Origin of the sequence: Pseudomonas sp. BP11-1-1 (assembly GCF_052112105.1) — a bacterium.
GTDB classification, from domain to species: domain Bacteria; phylum Pseudomonadota; class Gammaproteobacteria; order Pseudomonadales; family Pseudomonadaceae; genus Aquipseudomonas; species Aquipseudomonas alvandae.
This window is the reverse complement of the sequence record NZ_JAUTYU010000006.1, coordinates 94,774-111,077: the sequence shown is the minus strand read 5'-3', so window position 1 is coordinate 111,077 and position 16,304 is coordinate 94,774. Positions and strand designations below refer to the sequence as shown.

The window sequence follows — 16,304 nt, the reverse complement described above, 5'->3', positions numbered from 1 at the left end:
GCCGTGGCTATTGGGCGTCGGCCAGGCGTACGGCCAGCGGCAGCCCTATCGCCCATAGCGGCGCCAGCACCAGCGCGGTGCCGAGCATCCCCAGCGGCAGTGAAACACCCGCCAGTGGTGCGCCCGCGCAGTAGGCGAGGGGGCCGCCGACTGCGCCCGCGAGGGCGCCAAGCCACAGCTTTTTTCCAGCCCATGCCAGGCTGTGGCGCAGCCCGCTGGCAAAAACCAGCCAGAGCAGCGCCAGCCACAGCGGCAACGGGCTTTCAGCGAATTCGAACAGGCCCAAGATCCCCAGGCTCCCATCCAGCAACATACCGCTCACACCGACACGCAGCATCGCCCGACGCTCGGCCTTCGGGTCGGGGCACAACAGTAGGTGAGCGAGCAATCCAACCGCCACGGCAGCAAGCCATGCCGGCTGGTGCGCACCCAGTACACACGCCCACCAGCCCAATTGCAGCCAGAGCGCATTGGCAATCAGCGCGGTGCGACTGATCATGCTTGACGCTGTTCCAGCAAGGGCGCGGGGCGGGCCCCGGGGGCGGCGAACAGCAGTTGCGCGACGCCAATGGCACGCTCCTGGAACCCGCCCTCGCAATAGCACAGGTAAAACTCCCAAAGGCGCTGGAACGTCTCGTCATAACCCAACGCCAGCAGGGCCTGGCGCGACTGCCGGAAGTTGTCGTGCCAGTGGCGCAGGGTGCGGGCGTAATGCGCGCCAAAATCTTCCAGGTGCAGCAAGTTGAGCGGGGTTTGGGCACTGGCGGTCTTGAGCAGCATCGACAGGGACGGAAGCGCCCCACCGGGAAAGATGTGCCGCTGGATGAAATCCACCGAGCGCCGGGCCTGGTCGTAGCGTTGGTCGCGAATGGTGATGGCCTGGATCAGCATCAGGCCGTCGTCCTTGAGCAGCGCGGCGCAGCGGCGGAAATACTCGGGCAGGTAGCGATGGCCGACTGCTTCGATCATCTCGATGGACACCAATTTATCGAAGCGTCCCTCCAGGTCGCGGTAATCCAGGCACAGCACTTCGATGCGTTGTTGCAGGCCCAGCGCCGCGACACGTTGACAGGTATGCGCGTACTGCTCTTTGGAAAGTGTCGTGGTGGTGACTTTGCAGCCGTAATGGGTAGCCGCATGGATGGCCAGGCTGCCCCAACCGGTGCCGATCTCCAGCAGATGGTCGCCGGGTCGCAGATCAAGCTTCTGGCAGATGCGTTCGAGCTTGTTGACCTGGGCCTGTTCGAGGCTTTGTTCGGCATGTTCGAACATGGCCGCCGAATACATCATCGTTGGATCTAGCAAGCGTTCGAACAGCTCGTTGCCCAGGTCGTAATGGGCCATGATGTTGCGCCGCGAGCCCTTGCGATTGTTGCGATTGAGCCAGTGCAAGCCGCGCAGCAAAGGCCGGCCCAGGCGTGCCAGGCCGCTGTCCATGGCATCGAGCACGTCAAGATTGGCGACGAACAGGCGAGTGACGGCGGTGAGGTCGTTGCTGCGCCAGTAGCCGTGGATATACGCCTCGCCGGCACCGATCGAACCATTGCCGGCGACCATGCCCCAGACGGCACCGTCCAGTATCTCGGCCTCGGCCACCAAAGGGCTGGACACGTCGCCAAAGCTCAACGGCTCGCCATCCAGCATGAGGCGCAGGTGGCCGTGACGCAGGCGGCGCAGTTGTGCGAACACGGCCTGTTTGAACAGGCCGCCGCTCAACGGGCAGCCGCCGCTGGCCTTAGTGACGCTCAGGGTGGGTTCGGACATGGTCTGGATCCTTATGGGCGGTTTGGCCGACAGTCAGGCTGCCATCGCTGGCCTGATGATCGTGCAGGGGCGTGCGTTTGAAGAGCAGGCGCAGGGCCTGCCAATAGATGGCGCTCACGGTGCGCAAGCTCATCCACGGAAACGCCAGCACGTAGCGACGCAGTGCTGGCGCGTCGAGAGGGCGACGTTGCAGCGCGAGGTCGGCCTCGAACACCTTTTGGCCGGCGCGCCAGTTTTCCATGTGCACGCGGATGTGCGAGTCCTGGATCAGGAAGCGCATGCGGTAGTCCATGTCCCGTGGCAGGAACGGTGAAACATGGAACGCCTTGGCGACCTGGAACAGGTGCGGCTCGCCGGGGGTTACCGGCAGCACGTAATGGTGGCGCTCACGCCAGGGTGTGTTACGCACTTCACAGAGAATTGCCGCCAGGCGCCCGGCAGTGTCATGGCAGAAGAAGAAACTCACCGGATTGAATGACAGGCCCCAACTGCGTGGTTGGGTCAACAGATGGATTGCGCCTTGAGGAACGGAGCCCAGCGCTTGCCCTACGACTTCCCGCACCGCTTGAACCAGCGGGATGCCCGCTTGGGTAAGGGTCGGCAGGTAGTCACGCTCACGCCAGCACAGCGGCGCCACACGCCATGGCCGCAGTAAACGTGACAGTCTCAGCAGGCTCGCTTGTTCGGCGAGATCGAGGTAAAACATGCCGATCGGATACCGGAACGCGTGGACGCGCGGCGTATGGCGCCGATGATCGATCCAGCCGTGACACAGGCTGCTGTTCAAAGCACTTCTCCGAAATGCTCCGCCACGGCGAGCGCGCTGACGACGCCGTCTTCATGGAAGCCATTGGCCCAGTAGGCGCCGCAGAAATAGCTGTGCTGCTGTCCTTGCAGGTCATTTTGCCGAGCCTGGGCGGCGATCCCGGCGAGGCTGTATTGCGGGTGGGCGTAGTCGAAGCGGGCGAGGACCTTGGCCGGGTCCACCGACGCGCTTTGGTTCAGGCTCACGCAGAACGTCACCGGCGCATCGAACCCCTGGAGAATGTTCATGTTGTAGGTCAATGCGGCAGGTGCCTGTGGCGGACCGCCCAGACGGTAGTTCCAGCTCGCCCAGGCGTTCTGGCGCCGTGGCAATAATCGAGTGTCGGTGTGCAGCAGCACCTCGTTGTGGGCGTAGGCCAGGGCACCGAGCACATCGACTTCATCGACGCTTGGGGTTTCGAGCAGCGCCAGGGCCTGGTCGCTGTGGCAGGCGAATACCACCTTGTCGAATCGCTCCGGGCCACGATGGCTGTGCACGGTCACGCCGTCGGCGTCGCGGCTGACCCGCTGCACCGGACAGTCGAGATGGATGCGTTGGCGAAAGCGGGCGCACAACGGCTCGATGTAGGCGCGGGAACCGCCTTCGAGCACTCGCCATTGCGGACGCTGGTTGACCGACAGCAGGCCGTGGTTGTGGCAGAAACGCACGAAGAATTGCAGCGGGAACGCCAGCATTCCGGCCGGCGACATCGACCAGATCGCCGAGCCCATCGGCACGATGTAATGGTCGATGAAGCGTTGGCCGTAGCGCCGGTCGCGCAGGTAATCACCCAGTCGAGTGGCGCCGTCGATACGCTGCGCCTTGAGGTCCGCAGTCGCCTCGCGGTTGAACCTGAGAATATCCAGCAGCATGCCCCAGAAGCTCAGAGACAACAGGTTGCGCCGACGGGCGAACAGGCTGTCCAGGGTGTGCCCTTTGTATTCCTGGCCGGACGCTGGGTCATGCACCGAGAAACTCATTTCCGTCGGGCGCGACGCCACGCCCAACTGGTCCAGCAAGCGGATGAAGTTCGGGTAGGTCCAGTCGTTGTAAACAATGAAACCGGTGTCCACGCCGTAGCGTCGGCCCTGCCAATCGACATCCACGGTATGGGTATGGCCGCCGATCCGGTTGTCAGCTTCGAACACCGTAATCTGATGCTGGCGGGCCAACAGGTAGGCGCACGTCAGTCCCGAGATACCGCTGCCGATGATTGCGATGCGCATGGTTCAAGTCCTTTCCGCGTTACGTGAAAGACGACGGCCAAGCGCAAGGCGCCAGCGCGCAGGCAGGTGCCCGAGCAACCGCATGACAAAAATGAAGGCCCACGGAAACGCGATATCCAGCGGGCGCGGGCCCAGGCGTCGCGCGATGTGCTGCGCGGCCCGTTGTGCCGACCAGATCTGGGGCATGGGAAAGTCATTGCGCCGGGTCAGAGGCGTATCGACAAAGCCGGGGCTCACCAGGGTGACGTCGATGCCTTCGGCAGCCAGGTCGATGCGCAACGACTCGAGCAGGTAACGCAACGCGGCCTTGGACGCGCCGTAGGCACCGGCCCGGGGCAGGGCCAGCCAGGTCACCGCGCTGCACACCGCGACCAGATGCGGGGCTTGGCCTCGGCGCAACAGGGGCAGGGCCGCTTCCAGGCAATGGCAGGTGCCGAGCAGGTTGGTGTCGAGTACGCGCTCCACCAGGCGCGAGTCGAACTGCCCCGGTTCCAGGTATTCGCAGGTGCCAGCGTTGAGAATCACCTGATCGAGGGCGCCCCATTCGCGGTCGATGCGCTGGAGGATGGCGGCGATCTGCTCCGGATCGGTCACGTCTCCCGGAAGGACGAGCACCTGATCCGGAAAGTGTTCGGCCAAGGCTCGCAGTGGCCCGACCTGCCGAGCGCTCAACGCCAGGCGATGGCTTTGTCCAAGCAGCACCGCAGCCAGCTCGGCGCCGATGCCGCTGCTGGCACCGGTCAGCCAGATGCGGCTCATGCCAGCCTCCGCTTGAGCCAGCGAATCAGTGGGCCGAAGAGCGGCAAGTGCTCGTAGAGCAGGGCGCCGGCGTCGAAGAAGTCCCGATGCAGGTAGACCCGATCGTTCCAGCGCAAGTAGGTGCAGCCTGGCAATTCGATCGGCGCCCCGCCGTTCAGGCGCGGGTGACGAAAGCGCAGCGTCCAGCGCAGGTAGCCCTCGCCGGGGCCGGTTTCATCGTAGCCATGGAAGTCGTAACGCACGTCGCTGACGTTGGCGTAGAGCTGGGCGAAGTAATCGCGCAGGGCCGGCAGCCCTTCGACCCGGTGCAAGGGGTCTTGGAAGTGCACATCGTCACTGTAGAGCCTGTCGAGTTCAGCCAGGCGGCTGGCATCCAGCTCGGCGAACGCGTGGGCGAAACCTTTGAGAAAGGCAGACATGTCAGGCTCCTAAAGTTGTACATGGTTCTATTTCTGTACAAGTATTCGGAGCGTACTGCATGAGTTGTACGAGATAAAGCGATTTGTATAAGTATTTTGGTTTTCTGTACAACTTGATGTGGCGAGCCGTGAAACGCTTCCATGCGCGTCGCCGGGTGCTGGCCTTTATTGGGCGGGCAGGGTCGGATAATCCGTATAACCAGCCTCTTCACCTTGATAGAACGTGGCGGGATCGGGCGCATTCAACGCTTCACCCAAGCGGAAACGCTCCACCAGGTCCGGGTTCGCCAGGAACGGTGTGCCAAACGCTACCAAGTCAGCGGTGCCCTGGCTGATCGCCGCACCTGCGCGTTCAGCGCTGTAGCCGCCGTTGGCGATGTACGGGCCGCCAAAGCGCCGCTTGAGTTCGACGAAATCGAACGGGCCTTCGCCCAATTCGACAATGTGCAGGTACGCCAGGCCATAGCGGCTGAGCATCCGGGCCGTGTAGTCGAAAGTTGCCTGGGGATGACTGTCGCTCATCGAGAAATAGCTGAAGATCGGCGACAGGCGAACGCCAACGCGGCTGGCGCCGAAGACTTCGATCACTGACTCGACCACTTCCTTGAGAAAGCGCGCGCGGTTTTCGATCGAGCCACCGTAGGCATCGGTGCGCTGGTTGGTGCCGTCACGCAGGAACTGGTCGATCAGGTAGCCGTTGGCGCCGTGGATTTCCACGCCGTCGAAACCGGCGAGCTTGGCGTTGAGGGCGGCCTGGCGGAAATCGTCGATCACCCCAGGGATTTCATCCAGCGCCAATGCCCGTGGCAGTTCATAGGGCTTGAGGCCTTCGGCGGTATAGATTTCACCGTCGGCCTTGATCGCCGACGGGGCCACGGGCAGGGCGCCGTCAGCCTGGACCAGGGAGTGGGACAACCGGCCCACGTGCCAGAGTTGCAAGTAGATTTGCCCACCTTGGGCGTGAACAGCGTCGGTCACCTGTTTCCAGCCGGCGACTTGCTGGCTGGTGAAAATCCCGGGGGTGCGCAGATAACCCTTGCCTTGGGCCGAAACCTGCGAGCCTTCGGTAACAATGAGCCCGGCGCTGGCCCGCTGGCTGTAGTACTCGGCCATGAGCGGCGTCGCGACATCGCCGTCGCCTGCGCGGCTGCGGGTCATGGGCGCCATGACCATGCGGTTTTTCAAGGACAGCGTGCCGACTTGGACGCGGGAAAGCAGAAGATCAAGACCGATGTGGCTCATGAGGCACCTTTGATTATCAGGATTGAAAAGGGGTATCGAGGGACGGCTAGGCCAGCCGCCCTTGTTGTTTCAACTGGGCGCCGATGCGGCGGATTTCGCTTTCGCCCTGTTCCAGTGCGGCCTCGCTGGTGTGGACTGAGTAGTGACCCATCACCAGGTCGTGGGGATGCTTGACCGCCGAACCGAGCACGAAGGAGGTCGCGCCCCGGGCAACGATGTCGATGGCTGCGGCGGGGTCCTGGAAGATCACCATTTCCCCAGCAGTGATATTTGCGTCCGCGTCGAGGCTGCCGCTGTTGACGGCCAGCCACGCAACGTCGTGTCCGGCCGGCGGTGTGTAGCGCCAGCGCTCCTTGTCCTTGAGCTGCACGGCCAGGTAGTTCATGCCGGCGGGCGCGGCAACGCTGCTGTGCGCGGCGCCGTATTGGCCAAGCAGGACCAGCGCCGGACCTTCCCGAGGAATCTCGGAGGGCGCGAGATAAACGCTGTGGGCCGGGGCATTCTCCTGGGCCGGCGGCAACGCTACCCAGAGCTGGAAACCGCGTATGGCGGAGCCGCCAACGGGCCGGGCGTCATGCCAGACGCCGTTACCGGCTTGCATCCACTCCATGCCGCCACTCGGTAGCGTGCCGGATTTGCCGGTGGTGTCCTCATAGGCCACTTCGCCCTCGATCATGTAGGTCAGTGTTGCGATCCCGGAATGAGGGTGCATGCCGAAGCCGCGTGGCATGCCCTTGGCGTTTAATTCGAACAGGTCGAGAAACACGAAAGGTTTGCACAGTTGGCCGAGATCGCCGGGGCTCATGAGCCGAGTGATAGGCCCATGGCTGTTGCCGCGGGTACGGTGGACGATGGCGCGCTGTGGCGTCGCGACGATGCTGTTCATGAAAGACCTCGGAGTTCTGAAGCACGTTGGCGTCGATGGGGAAAGCGTAAGCCGCTTCCAATGGCTTGATTAGCCGATACAATCGGATTGAACTCATCCAGAAAACGAAGGAATGCCGATGCTGGACCTGAACGACGTGGCGCTTTTTGTCCAAGTGGTGCGCAGCGGCAGTTTTGCCGAAGCGGCCAGGCGGCTGGGCATGCCTTCGAACACCGTCAGCCGGCGCGTCCAGCAATTGGAAGCGCAACTGGGTTCACGGTTGCTGCAGCGCTCCACCCGCAAGCTCACGCTGACCCACGTGGGCGAAGGGTTTTATGAGCGTTGCGTGGGCGCGGTAGACGGCTTGATGGATGCGGGCCAGGCACTGATGCACGGCAGTGACGAACCAGCCGGCCTGGTGCGGATCGCCGCGATGGCGGATTTCTTCGACTTCTTCCCGATGGAATGGATTGCCGACTTCCTCGCCGCGCACCCGCGGGTGCAACTTGATTTCGTGCTCAGCGATGCCCGTGTCGACCTGATTGCCGATCGCATTGATGTCGCGTTTCGAGGCGGTGTGCTGCAGGACTCGGGGTATGTCGGCCGGCAACTGCTCGGCAATGCCAGCGACGGCATGGTCGCCAGCCCGGCCTACATCGCTGCGTGGGGCATGCCGACGTTGCTGGACGACCTGGCTCGGCACTACAGCGTGAATTTTCCCCATCCCAGTGGGCTGAGCCAGTGGCAGCTCATCGGTCCGGATGGCCATGAAGTGGAAGTGCAGATACCCAGCCGCTTCAACGCCAATACCGCCCAGGCATTGCGCAAGGCAACGGTAGCGGGCCTGGGCATCGCTGTGCTTCCGTCGGCGCTGAGCGCCATGGACCTCGAAGCCGGCCGGCTGGTGCGCGTGCTGCCGCAGTACCAACGAAGCGGTTTCGGCCTGAACGTGCTTTACCCCAGCCGACGGCAACTGCCCTTGGCGGTCTCGGCATTCATCGGGTTGGTGATGGAGAAACTCGAGCTCAAGGCGTTCCCGGCCCGGCCTAGCTGAACGCACCTTTTCGGTACTTTTTGACCTTGGATTGCCCTCGGTTGGCGCAACGCCTTGCCGAGCAGTTTTTTCCTTCCCAACCACAACAAAAACCCTCGTTTCGCAAACTCCCGCCTGCCAACACAATCGCCTCGACAGCTCATTTCGATAGCTGCAATCGCAGAACAACAAGAAAAGATACCCGAGGCGGCACCGCGCCGACCTGAGCCAAGCCCACTGCCGGAAGTGCCCAGACATGCCCGTTGAAACCCTACGCATCGATACGCTTGTAATAGGCGCCGGCCAGGCCGGCGTCGCCATGAGTGAACATTTGAGCCGCCAAGGCGTGCCGCACCTGGTGGTCGAGCGCAACCGCATCGCCGAGGCCTGGCGCACGGCGCGCTGGGATTCGCTGGTCGCCAACGGCCCGGCCTGGCATGACCGATTTCCCGGGCTCGAATTCGCCGGCCTGGATCCCGATGCCTTTGCCTCCAAGGACCAGGTGGCCGAGTACTTCGAAGCCTATGCCCGCAAATTCAATGCGCCGATTCGCACCGGGGTGGAGGTGCGCAAGGTCGAGCGCACTGTCGGTCGCCCGGGTTTCACCGTTGATACGTCGGACGGCCTGATCGAAGCCACCAATGTGGTAGTCGCCACCGGGCCCTTCCAACGCCCCGTCATCCCGCCCATCGCGCCTGAAATGGCAACGGTCACCCAGATTCATTCCGCGCAATACCGCAACCCCGCGCAGTTGGCCGAAGGCGCCGTGCTGGTGGTCGGCGCGGGGTCGTCGGGGGTGCAGATCGCCGATGAACTGCAGCGCGCCGGCAGGCAGGTCTATCTCTCTGTCGGCGCTCACGATCGTCCGCCACGGGCCTATCGCAACCGGGATTTCTGCTGGTGGCTGGGGGTGTTGGGCGAGTGGGATGCCGAAGCCGTCAAGCCGGGTAAGGAGCACGTGACCATCGCCGTGAGCGGGGCGCGGGGCGGCCATACCGTGGATTTTCGTCGGCTGGCCCACGAAGGCATCACGCTGGTGGGCCTGACGCGGGCCTTCAACGGCAGCGTGGTGAGTTTCGAGTCCAACCTTGCCGAGAACATCGCCCGTGGCGATGAGAACTACCTGGCATTGCTCGACGCCGCCGATGCCTATATCGAGCGCAATGGCCTGGACCTGCCGCCCGAACCCGAGGCGCGCCGGTTGTTGCCCGACCCTGCATGCATGACCCATCCGATCCAGGAGCTGGACCTGGCCGAGTCGGGCGTCACGACCATCATCTGGGCCACCGGGTATTCGGTGGATTACAGCTGGCTGAACGTCGATGTGTTGAAAGCCGACGGCAAGCCTCGCCATCAGCGCGGCGTCAGTAGCGAGCCGGGCCTCTATTTCGTCGGCCTGCCATGGCTGTCGCGGCGCGGCTCGGCGTTCATCTGGGGCGTGTGGCACGACGCCCGGCACATCACCGACCACATCGTCAAACAACGCACGTACTTCGACTACCGCGATGCATCCCAACGCGATTCGCAACCTTTGAAAACCAGCCTGACGGGAGTTCGTTGATGCCTACTCATACTCGCATCCGCATGTTCAACACAAAGGACACCTACCCGAACCAGACCCTGGACAACGACCTCTGCCAGGCCGTGCGCGCGGGCAATACCGTGTACGTCCGTGGACAGGTCGGCACCGATTTCGACGGCCAGTTGGTCGGCCTCGGCGACCCGCGTGCCCAGGCCGAGCAGGCCATGCGCAACGTCAAACAATTGCTGGAAGAAGCCGGCAGCGACCTGAGCCACATCGTCAAGACCACCACCTACCTGATCGACCCGCGTTACCGCGAGCCGGTGTACCAGGAGGTCGGCAAATGGCTCAAGGGCGTGTTCCCGATTTCCACCGGGCTGGTGGTCAGCGCCCTCGGCCAGCCGCAGTGGCTGATGGAAATCGATGTGATCGCGGTCATCCCCGAATAAGGAGTACGACATGACGTTTTCCATCGTCGGACGCTGCGCCGAAACCGGACAGTTGGGCATCGCCATCAGCTCTTCGAGCATTGCCGTCGGCGCACGTTGCCCGTGGCTGCGGGCCGGGGTGGGCGCGGTGTCGAGCCAGAACATCACATTGCCTGCGCTGGGTCCGCAGATCCTCGACGAATTGGCGGCCGGTTCGAGGGCGCAGGAGGCGCTGGACCGTGCCCTGGCGCGTAACGGCTACAGCGAGTATCGCCAGGTCGCCGTGGTGGATGCCCAGGGGCGCACGGCGGTTTTCAGTGGTCGCCACGCCTTGGGTGTCAACGGCGTCGTGGTCGGTGAGCAGTGTGTGGCGGCTGGCAATCTGCTAGCGGGCGATGGGGTCATCGCCGCCATGGTCGCGGCATTCGAGCAGGGCGAGGGCAGTCTTGCGTCCCGGCTGTTGGGCGCATTGCAGGCGGGACAGGCCGCCGGTGGCGAAGCCGGAGCGGTGCATTCGGCGGCGTTGTCAGTGGTGGATGACCTGACCTGGCCAATTGTCGATCTGCGGGTGGATTGGGCCGAGGAAAACCCCATCGGCGAACTGGAGAAGCTCTGGCTCGCCTATCAGCCGCAGTTGCAGGACTACCTGACCCGCGCCCTTGATCCAACCCAGGCGCCCAGCTATGGAGTGCCGGGCGATGAGTGAGCTGCGCAGCCGCGCATTGCTTGCCGAGCTGGTGGGCTTTGCCACGGTCAGCCGCGATTCGAACCTGGCGCTGATCGAGTTCGTCCGCGATTACCTGCAAGGGCTGGGCGTGAGCAGCGAGCTGATCTACAACGCCGAGCGCACCAAGGCCAACCTGTTGGCGAGTATCGGCCCGTCGGTGCCGGGTGGCGTGGTGCTGTCCGGGCATACCGATGTGGTGCCGGTGGATGGGCAAGCCTGGACGGTCGAGCCGTTCCGGTTGAGCGAGCGGGACGGCAAGTTGTTCGGGCGCGGTACGGCGGACATGAAAGGCTACCTGGCTTGCGTGCTCGCGGCGGTGCCGACTTTTCTCGCCAGCCCGCTGCGGGGTCCGGTGCACCTGGCCTTTTCCTATGACGAAGAAGTCGGTTGCCTGGGTGTGCGCAGTCTGCTGGAAATCCTGCCGCAACGGGTTCCGCAACCGGCCTTGTGCCTGATCGGCGAACCCACCGAGTTGCAACCGGTGCTGGGCCACAAGGGCAAATTGGCGATGCGTTGCCATGTCAAGGGCGCGCCTTGCCATTCCGCCTACGCGCCCTACGGGGTCAATGCCATCGAGCAGGCGGCGCGCCTGATCGGCCAGCTGGGTGAGATCGGCGCCGAGCTGGCCGAGCCTTCGCAGCACGACGTGCGTTTCGACCCGGCCTATTCGACGGTGCAGGTCGGCGTGATCCAGGGCGGCACGGCACTGAACATCGTCCCCGCCGATTGCCGCTTCGACTTCGAGGTACGCGCCTTGCCGGATTTCGCCCCGCAGCGGGTGGTGGAGAAATTGCTGGACTACGCCGAACAGGCGCTGCTGCCAAGGATGCGGGCGGTTCACGCCGACACCGCGATCCGTTTCGAGCCTTTGTCGGCCTATCCCGGCCTGGCGACCTCGGCGGACAGCGAAGCCGCGCGCCTGGTTGCCCGACTCTGTGGCAGCGATGCCTTCGGCACCGTGGCGTTTGGCACCGAAGGCGGGCTGTTCCATCAGGCCGGCATCCCGTCGGTGGTCTGCGGTCCCGGCAGCATGGACCAGGGTCACAAGCCCGACGAGTACGTGAGTGTCGAGCAAATGGCCGCCTGCGATCGGTTGATGGATCGCCTGGCGATTCACCTGAGCGAGCCCGATGGACGGGACCCAGGATGAACAGTTTTGTAATCGCTGTAGACCACGCCGCCCGCGCTTACGGTCACTTTTAAGTCCCGTCGCCGACTCGTGCGGGCGAGCCGGCATTTTCGAGGAACCGCTTCATGTCCAGATCCTTGCGTTGCAACATTGCGTGTGCCCTGGCGTTGCTGAGCACCAGCGTCCTGGCCGCGCCACAAAGCCTGACCGTGATTTCATTCGGCGGCGCCACCAAGTTGGCCCAGGACAAGGCCTACTTCCAACCCTTCAACGCCAGCGGTGCGGGAAACATCGTGGCCGGCGAATACAACGGCGAGCTGTCGAAAATCAAGGCGATGGTCGCGGCCGGGCACACCAGTTGGGACGTGGTCGAGGTGGAAAGTCCCGAGCTGCTGCGCGGTTGTGAAGAAGGCTTGTTCGAAAGACTCGACCCGACGGTCATCGGCAAAGCCGGGGATTTCGTTCCGGGAGCGCTCACCGAGTGCGGCGTGGCCACGTACGTCTGGTCGATGGTCCTGGCGTATGACCAGAGCAAACTTGCCAAGGCGCCGACGTCCTGGGCGGATTTCTGGAACGTGAAGGAGTACCCGGGCAAGCGCGGTTTGCGCAAGGGCGCCAAGTACACCCTGGAAATCGCCTTGCTGGCGGATGGCGTCAAGACCGAGGACGTGTACAAGGTATTGAACACACCGGAGGGCGTCACACGGGCATTTGCCAAGCTGGACCAGATCAAGCCGAACATCCAGTGGTGGGAGGCAGGCGCCCAGCCGGCGCAGTGGCTGGTGGCCGGGGACGTGGCGATGAGTGCCGCCTACAACGGTCGCATCGCCTCGGCACAGAAGGAAGGCATGAAACTGAGCATCGTCTGGCCGCAGAGCCTGTATGACCCGGAGTATTGGGCGGTGGTCAAAGGCACGCCTAACAAGGCCCTGGCCGAGAAGTTCATCGCCTTTGCCAGTCAGCCGCAGACGCAGAAAGTCTTCTCGGAGAACATCCCGTACGGACCGGTGCATCGCCAGACGCTGGGCCTGTTGCCCGCTGAAGTCCGTGAGCAACTGCCCACCGCCGAGGCCAACCTGGCGCAGGCGCAAGCCGTAGACGCGGAGTTCTGGGTCGATCACGGCGAGGAGCTGGAGCAGCGTTTCAACGCCTGGGCGGCTCGCTAGCTACTAAACAGCACGATAACCACTGTGGCGAGGGGATTTATCCCCGCTGGACTGCGAAGCGGTCCCAAAAAAGCGGTCGCGACTTATCTGATATGCCGTGAGCGCAGATCAAGGGTCTGCTGCGCAGCCCAGCGGGGCGGTGCGACGTTTCGCTAAATCCCCTCGCCACAGAAAACATAGCGTCTTCAAGTACAGCGGAGTGACTCGCCTACGCCAACCACTCCTTGAACTGCTCCTTGCAATAATCCACGAACAACTGCGCCGGCTTGGTCAGGTGCGCGCGCTTGAGCCAACCGGCCACCAGCGCCGAGCCCGTCACGTCCTCGGCGATATTCACGCATACCACGTGCTGTCCGTCATAGGTGCAGGTCGATTGCGGGCGGGTCACCAGCACGGCGAAGCCAAATCCCTGGCCGACCATGCCGCGCACCATCTCGATGGAAGGCGAGCTGAAGACGATGTTTGGCGTGAGGCCCAGCTCCTCGAAAATGCTGACGAAATAGGTACGGCTGGGCTGGACGTCCAGCAGGATCATCGGTTCAAGCACCAGGTCGCGCAGCGATACCTGCGATTGATTGGCGAAGCGGTGATCCGCCGGCAGCAATGCATAAGGCCGTTGCGGCGCCGTCAGCGCTTCGGTTTCGATCGTGCTGTCGAGGTCGTGCTCATAAAAAATCGCCAGGTCGAAACGCCCACCGGTCAGGCCCTGGACCAGCTCCTGCTGCTCGCCGTCCTGCACGCGGATCTCCACGCCGGGAAAGCGCTCGCGAAAACCCGCGATCAGCCGTGGCAGGTAGAGCGGGGCGACGGTTTCGAAGCAACCGATGTCGATCTGTCCACTGACCACGTCGTTGTCGGCCAATGCGTTCTGCTCGAACTCCCGGGCCATGCGCAACAGCTCCTGGGCCTTGCGATAGAAACGCGCACCGGCCGGGGTCAGCGAGACGCCCTGGGCGTGATGGCGGATCAACAATTGCACGCCGAAACTGTCTTCCAGGCCCTTGACCGCCGTGGCAATCGACGGCTGGGCGATGTACAGCTTGCGGGAGGCTTCGGCGACGCTGCCACATTCCACGGTGGTGACGAAATACTTCAACTGACGCAGGGAATAGGACGCCACGGCACACCTCGATCCGGATGGTTTCGCCTACCTTACCGTGAGCCGCCGGTGCGGGGCGACGGGGGTTGCAACGGATTTTGCTGGGCAGTGGCGATATCCAGGCTGGCTTGTCGAGCGGGCAGAAAAAACGCCCGCCGAAAAATCCTTGGCAGGCGTCTGGGAAAAACCGGCACAGAAGGAGGGACTGGCCGGAGTAGGGCGCGTCTGGATATGAGGATCAGGCCACCGGGATGGAGGGGTCAGCCGCCGCCAAGGCGGTTGCGCGGTCGGCGGCGGGCGGATAGATCCACACCGAGTTGATCTGGTGCTTGAGCTCCTTGGCTTCCTGGCCGAGCAACTTCACTTGGCGATCCCAGCCTTCGGTGTACACCGCGCCCCATGCGCCGAGATCCAGGCACGTCACGTACTTGGGTTGGCTGTAGGTCATCGGCGCGACGCCGAGCAGGTCGGCGGCAACGTTGTTGCCCGCGTAGCGGCCCAGGGCGATGGCGTGCTGGCAAGACATGACCGCGTAATTGCCGAGGTCGTCGGTCGCGGCATAGGCCACGTCGCCGGTGGCGTAGACGTCGTTTTGTCCCAGGACTTTCAGATGCCCGTCGACATGCAATCGGCCCTGGCGATCGTGGGTTCCAGGTATTTGTTCGGTCAGTGGGCTTGCGCGAAAACCGACCGTCCAGATCACGGTCCTGGATTCGATGCGCTGGCCGTCCGATAGGGTGACACCGCTGGCATCCACCGATTCGACCGAGGCATTGAGGATCCACTCGATACCCAGCTGATCGGAGGCTTCGATGATCGAAGGGCTGATCCCTTCGCCCAGCGCGGCACCGATTGACGGTCCACGGTCGACGACGATCACGCGGATGTTGGCATCGCTGCCGAGAACGGCGCGCAGGCGGGCGGGCATTTCGGTGGCGGTTTCGATCCCGGTGAAGCCACCGCCGGCCACCACCACGGTGTTGCGAGCGGGGCTGTCGGGCAGGGTTGCGAGGGATTTGAGATGGGCTTCCAGGCGCGCAGCCTGTTCGATCTCATCGACGTCGAACGCGTGTTCCAGCATGCCTTCCAGCTCCGGGCGCATCAGCTTGCTGCCCGCCGCGAGTACCAGCCGGTCGTAGCTTTGCGTGGCGAGGCTGCCGAAAACGTCGCGGTAGCCGACTTGTTTGCGGTTTACGTCGATGCTTTCGGCGACACCGTGGATGAAGTTCACGCCGACCGCATCGAACAATTCGCCCAAGGGCGCCATCATGGTATGGACGTCGGGCTCATAGAAACGCGGGCGGATGCGCAACTCCGCCTGGGGCGCCAGGACGCTGATCTGTACATCGTTGCGATCATGCTGGTCGAGCAGGCGAGCGGCGCTGAGTGCGCTCCATACCCCGCCAAAACCGGCGCCGACGATCAAGATGTGCTGTTTCATGATGTGCTCCCAAAGACGAAATCGATACGTTGAATTGTTTGTTTCAGCGTGACCGTGTGGCGAACGAGCGGAAGGGCTTGGCCTGGCGTTTGGAATCGCCAGGCGTATTCAGCTTCGGTTCGCTGTGGGAGATGGTAGGTGGTGGAGAGAGGCGGGGCACTTCTACATAGGGTCAGTGCGGGCATGCGTGGGTGTGAGGGGACTATACGAAGGTATGGACGAAGGTATGGAAAAACCCCATCAACCCCCACCAAACAGATCCCGGGAATCCAACAGCCGCCAGGCAATTTCAGGCCGCTTCTCCAGCCCTCGCCGAATCGCAGCCGGAATCGACTGGCGAATCTTGCGGCACAGCCCTGGCTGCTCCTGAAATTCAATGGCAATACCGCGCATGGTGCGAACCTCGTTATGACCCGGCTCGATCGTCACCCGCACGCCCAGGTTCTCGAACAGCCGCTGCTGCAACCGTTCGAGCTCGTCCAGGCTCTGGATATTCTCCAAACGCTCAAGCAGGCGCTTCTCCTCCTGGCGATTCAGGCAAAGGATGCGCAAATCGCTGCCAGGCGTTTGCAGCAATGCATCACGCCCGCAATCACACACGCCAGGCGGGCAGGGGGGACGGATCGGAATCGACGCGGTCATGGGCTCCACGAGATCTGCGACACAGCAAAACCGCCTT

Annotated in this window: 17 protein-coding genes; 6 read left to right on the top strand and 11 right to left on the bottom strand. The window is 63.3% G+C overall.

The features are described from left to right. Positions 1-7: 7 nt before the first annotated feature. From Q7C33_RS14775 to Q7C33_RS14740, 8 genes are all read right to left on the bottom strand, one after another. On the bottom strand, positions 8-496 hold the full coding sequence (locus tag Q7C33_RS14775) for a DUF2878 domain-containing protein (protein ID WP_407683747.1): 489 nt from the start codon (positions 494-496) through the stop codon (positions 8-10). Continuing rightward, positions 496-1,764 carry a class I SAM-dependent methyltransferase gene (locus tag Q7C33_RS14770; RefSeq protein ID WP_407683644.1) on the bottom strand — a complete coding sequence of 423 codons (1,269 nt, stop codon included), beginning with the start codon at positions 1,762-1,764 and terminating at the stop codon, positions 496-498. Before Q7C33_RS14770 ends, Q7C33_RS14775 begins: the two co-directional genes overlap by 1 nt. Further along, a complete protein-coding gene (locus Q7C33_RS14765) occupies positions 1,736-2,551 on the bottom strand; it encodes a DUF1365 domain-containing protein (RefSeq protein ID WP_030138827.1) in 816 nt (271 codons plus the stop codon). Before Q7C33_RS14765 ends, Q7C33_RS14770 begins: the two co-directional genes overlap by 29 nt. Continuing rightward, positions 2,548-3,795, bottom strand: coding sequence for an NAD(P)/FAD-dependent oxidoreductase (locus tag Q7C33_RS14760; protein WP_030138828.1), 1,248 nt, complete (start codon positions 3,793-3,795; stop codon positions 2,548-2,550). The genes Q7C33_RS14765 and Q7C33_RS14760 overlap by 4 nt, the downstream gene beginning before the upstream one ends. 3 nt (positions 3,796-3,798) lie before the next feature. Next, on the bottom strand, positions 3,799-4,554 hold the full coding sequence (locus Q7C33_RS14755) for an SDR family NAD(P)-dependent oxidoreductase (protein ID WP_407683643.1): 756 nt from the start codon (positions 4,552-4,554) through the stop codon (positions 3,799-3,801). Next, the gene (locus tag Q7C33_RS14750) at positions 4,551-4,973 is read right to left on the bottom strand and encodes a nuclear transport factor 2 family protein (protein ID WP_030138830.1); all 423 of its coding nucleotides are present in this window, start codon (positions 4,971-4,973) and stop codon (positions 4,551-4,553) included. The genes Q7C33_RS14755 and Q7C33_RS14750 overlap by 4 nt, the downstream gene beginning before the upstream one ends. A gap of 165 nt (positions 4,974-5,138) precedes the next feature. Continuing rightward, the gene (locus Q7C33_RS14745) at positions 5,139-6,215 is read right to left on the bottom strand and encodes an alkene reductase (protein WP_030138831.1); all 1,077 of its coding nucleotides are present in this window, start codon (positions 6,213-6,215) and stop codon (positions 5,139-5,141) included. A 46-nt stretch (positions 6,216-6,261) separates the two neighbouring features. Next, a complete protein-coding gene (locus Q7C33_RS14740; RefSeq protein ID WP_407683642.1) occupies positions 6,262-7,101 on the bottom strand; it encodes a pirin family protein in 840 nt (279 codons plus the stop codon). A 118-nt stretch (positions 7,102-7,219) separates the two neighbouring features. Between Q7C33_RS14740 and Q7C33_RS14735 the strand changes: the two genes are divergently transcribed. From Q7C33_RS14735 to Q7C33_RS14710, 6 genes are all read left to right on the top strand, one after another. Then, the gene (locus tag Q7C33_RS14735) at positions 7,220-8,134 is read left to right on the top strand and encodes a LysR family transcriptional regulator (RefSeq protein WP_407683641.1); all 915 of its coding nucleotides are present in this window, start codon (positions 7,220-7,222) and stop codon (positions 8,132-8,134) included. Positions 8,135-8,369: 235 nt separating this feature from the next. Beyond that, entirely contained in the window at positions 8,370-9,674 is a 1,305-nt protein-coding gene (locus tag Q7C33_RS14730; RefSeq protein ID WP_030138834.1) for a flavin-containing monooxygenase, read from the top strand. Next, the gene (locus Q7C33_RS14725) at positions 9,674-10,084 is read left to right on the top strand and encodes a RidA family protein (protein WP_003182257.1); all 411 of its coding nucleotides are present in this window, start codon (positions 9,674-9,676) and stop codon (positions 10,082-10,084) included. Before Q7C33_RS14730 ends, Q7C33_RS14725 begins: the two co-directional genes overlap by 1 nt. Before the next feature lie 10 nt (positions 10,085-10,094). After that, positions 10,095-10,769 carry a DUF1028 domain-containing protein gene (locus Q7C33_RS14720; RefSeq protein ID WP_030138835.1) on the top strand — a complete coding sequence of 225 codons (675 nt, stop codon included), beginning with the start codon at positions 10,095-10,097 and terminating at the stop codon, positions 10,767-10,769. Next, positions 10,762-11,940, top strand: a complete 1,179-nt coding sequence (argE, locus tag Q7C33_RS14715; protein WP_407683640.1) for an acetylornithine deacetylase — start codon at positions 10,762-10,764, stop codon at positions 11,938-11,940. The genes Q7C33_RS14720 and argE overlap by 8 nt, the downstream gene beginning before the upstream one ends. Before the next feature lie 104 nt (positions 11,941-12,044). Next, complete coding sequence (locus Q7C33_RS14710) at positions 12,045-13,085, top strand: ABC transporter substrate-binding protein (protein ID WP_407683639.1); 1,041 nt, start codon at positions 12,045-12,047, stop codon at positions 13,083-13,085. 208 nt (positions 13,086-13,293) lie between these two features. Here Q7C33_RS14710 and Q7C33_RS14705 read toward each other — a convergent pair whose 3' ends face one another. From Q7C33_RS14705 to Q7C33_RS14695, 3 genes are all read right to left on the bottom strand, one after another. Next, positions 13,294-14,205: a LysR substrate-binding domain-containing protein gene (locus Q7C33_RS14705; protein ID WP_030138838.1), complete on the bottom strand. Its 912-nt coding sequence runs from the start codon at positions 14,203-14,205 to the stop codon at positions 13,294-13,296. A gap of 217 nt (positions 14,206-14,422) precedes the next feature. Continuing rightward, positions 14,423-15,625 carry an NAD(P)/FAD-dependent oxidoreductase gene (locus tag Q7C33_RS14700; RefSeq protein ID WP_198796517.1) on the bottom strand — a complete coding sequence of 401 codons (1,203 nt, stop codon included), beginning with the start codon at positions 15,623-15,625 and terminating at the stop codon, positions 14,423-14,425. Positions 15,626-15,865: 240 nt separating this feature from the next. After that, positions 15,866-16,267 (bottom strand): hypothetical protein, encoded by a 402-nt coding sequence (locus Q7C33_RS14695; protein WP_030138840.1) that lies wholly within the window; start codon positions 16,265-16,267, stop codon positions 15,866-15,868. Between the last annotated feature and the right edge of the window lie 37 nt (positions 16,268-16,304).

What these genes read in the sequence shown, in the direction of transcription:
- Q7C33_RS14710 (WP_407683639.1), top strand. Translation starts at nt 12,045, where the DNA reads ATGTCCAGATCCTTGCGTTGCAACATTGCGTGTGCCCTGGCGTTGCTG.
- argE (WP_407683640.1), top strand. Translation starts at nt 10,762, where the DNA reads ATGAGTGAGCTGCGCAGCCGCGCATTGCTTGCCGAGCTGGTGGGCTTT.
- Q7C33_RS14735 (WP_407683641.1), top strand. Translation starts at nt 7,220, where the DNA reads ATGCTGGACCTGAACGACGTGGCGCTTTTTGTCCAAGTGGTGCGCAGC.
- Q7C33_RS14695 (WP_030138840.1), bottom strand. Translation starts at nt 16,267, where the DNA reads ATGACCGCGTCGATTCCGATCCGTCCCCCCTGCCCGCCTGGCGTGTGT.
- Q7C33_RS14725 (WP_003182257.1), top strand. Translation starts at nt 9,674, where the DNA reads ATGCCTACTCATACTCGCATCCGCATGTTCAACACAAAGGACACCTAC.
- Q7C33_RS14730 (WP_030138834.1), top strand. Translation starts at nt 8,370, where the DNA reads ATGCCCGTTGAAACCCTACGCATCGATACGCTTGTAATAGGCGCCGGC.
- Q7C33_RS14720 (WP_030138835.1), top strand. Translation starts at nt 10,095, where the DNA reads ATGACGTTTTCCATCGTCGGACGCTGCGCCGAAACCGGACAGTTGGGC.
- Q7C33_RS14700 (WP_198796517.1), bottom strand. Translation starts at nt 15,625, where the DNA reads ATGAAACAGCACATCTTGATCGTCGGCGCCGGTTTTGGCGGGGTATGG.
- Q7C33_RS14745 (WP_030138831.1), bottom strand. Translation starts at nt 6,215, where the DNA reads ATGAGCCACATCGGTCTTGATCTTCTGCTTTCCCGCGTCCAAGTCGGC.
- Q7C33_RS14740 (WP_407683642.1), bottom strand. Translation starts at nt 7,101, where the DNA reads ATGAACAGCATCGTCGCGACGCCACAGCGCGCCATCGTCCACCGTACC.
- Q7C33_RS14770 (WP_407683644.1), bottom strand. Translation starts at nt 1,764, where the DNA reads ATGTCCGAACCCACCCTGAGCGTCACTAAGGCCAGCGGCGGCTGCCCG.
- Q7C33_RS14760 (WP_030138828.1), bottom strand. Translation starts at nt 3,795, where the DNA reads ATGCGCATCGCAATCATCGGCAGCGGTATCTCGGGACTGACGTGCGCC.
- Q7C33_RS14750 (WP_030138830.1), bottom strand. Translation starts at nt 4,973, where the DNA reads ATGTCTGCCTTTCTCAAAGGTTTCGCCCACGCGTTCGCCGAGCTGGAT.
- Q7C33_RS14755 (WP_407683643.1), bottom strand. Translation starts at nt 4,554, where the DNA reads ATGAGCCGCATCTGGCTGACCGGTGCCAGCAGCGGCATCGGCGCCGAG.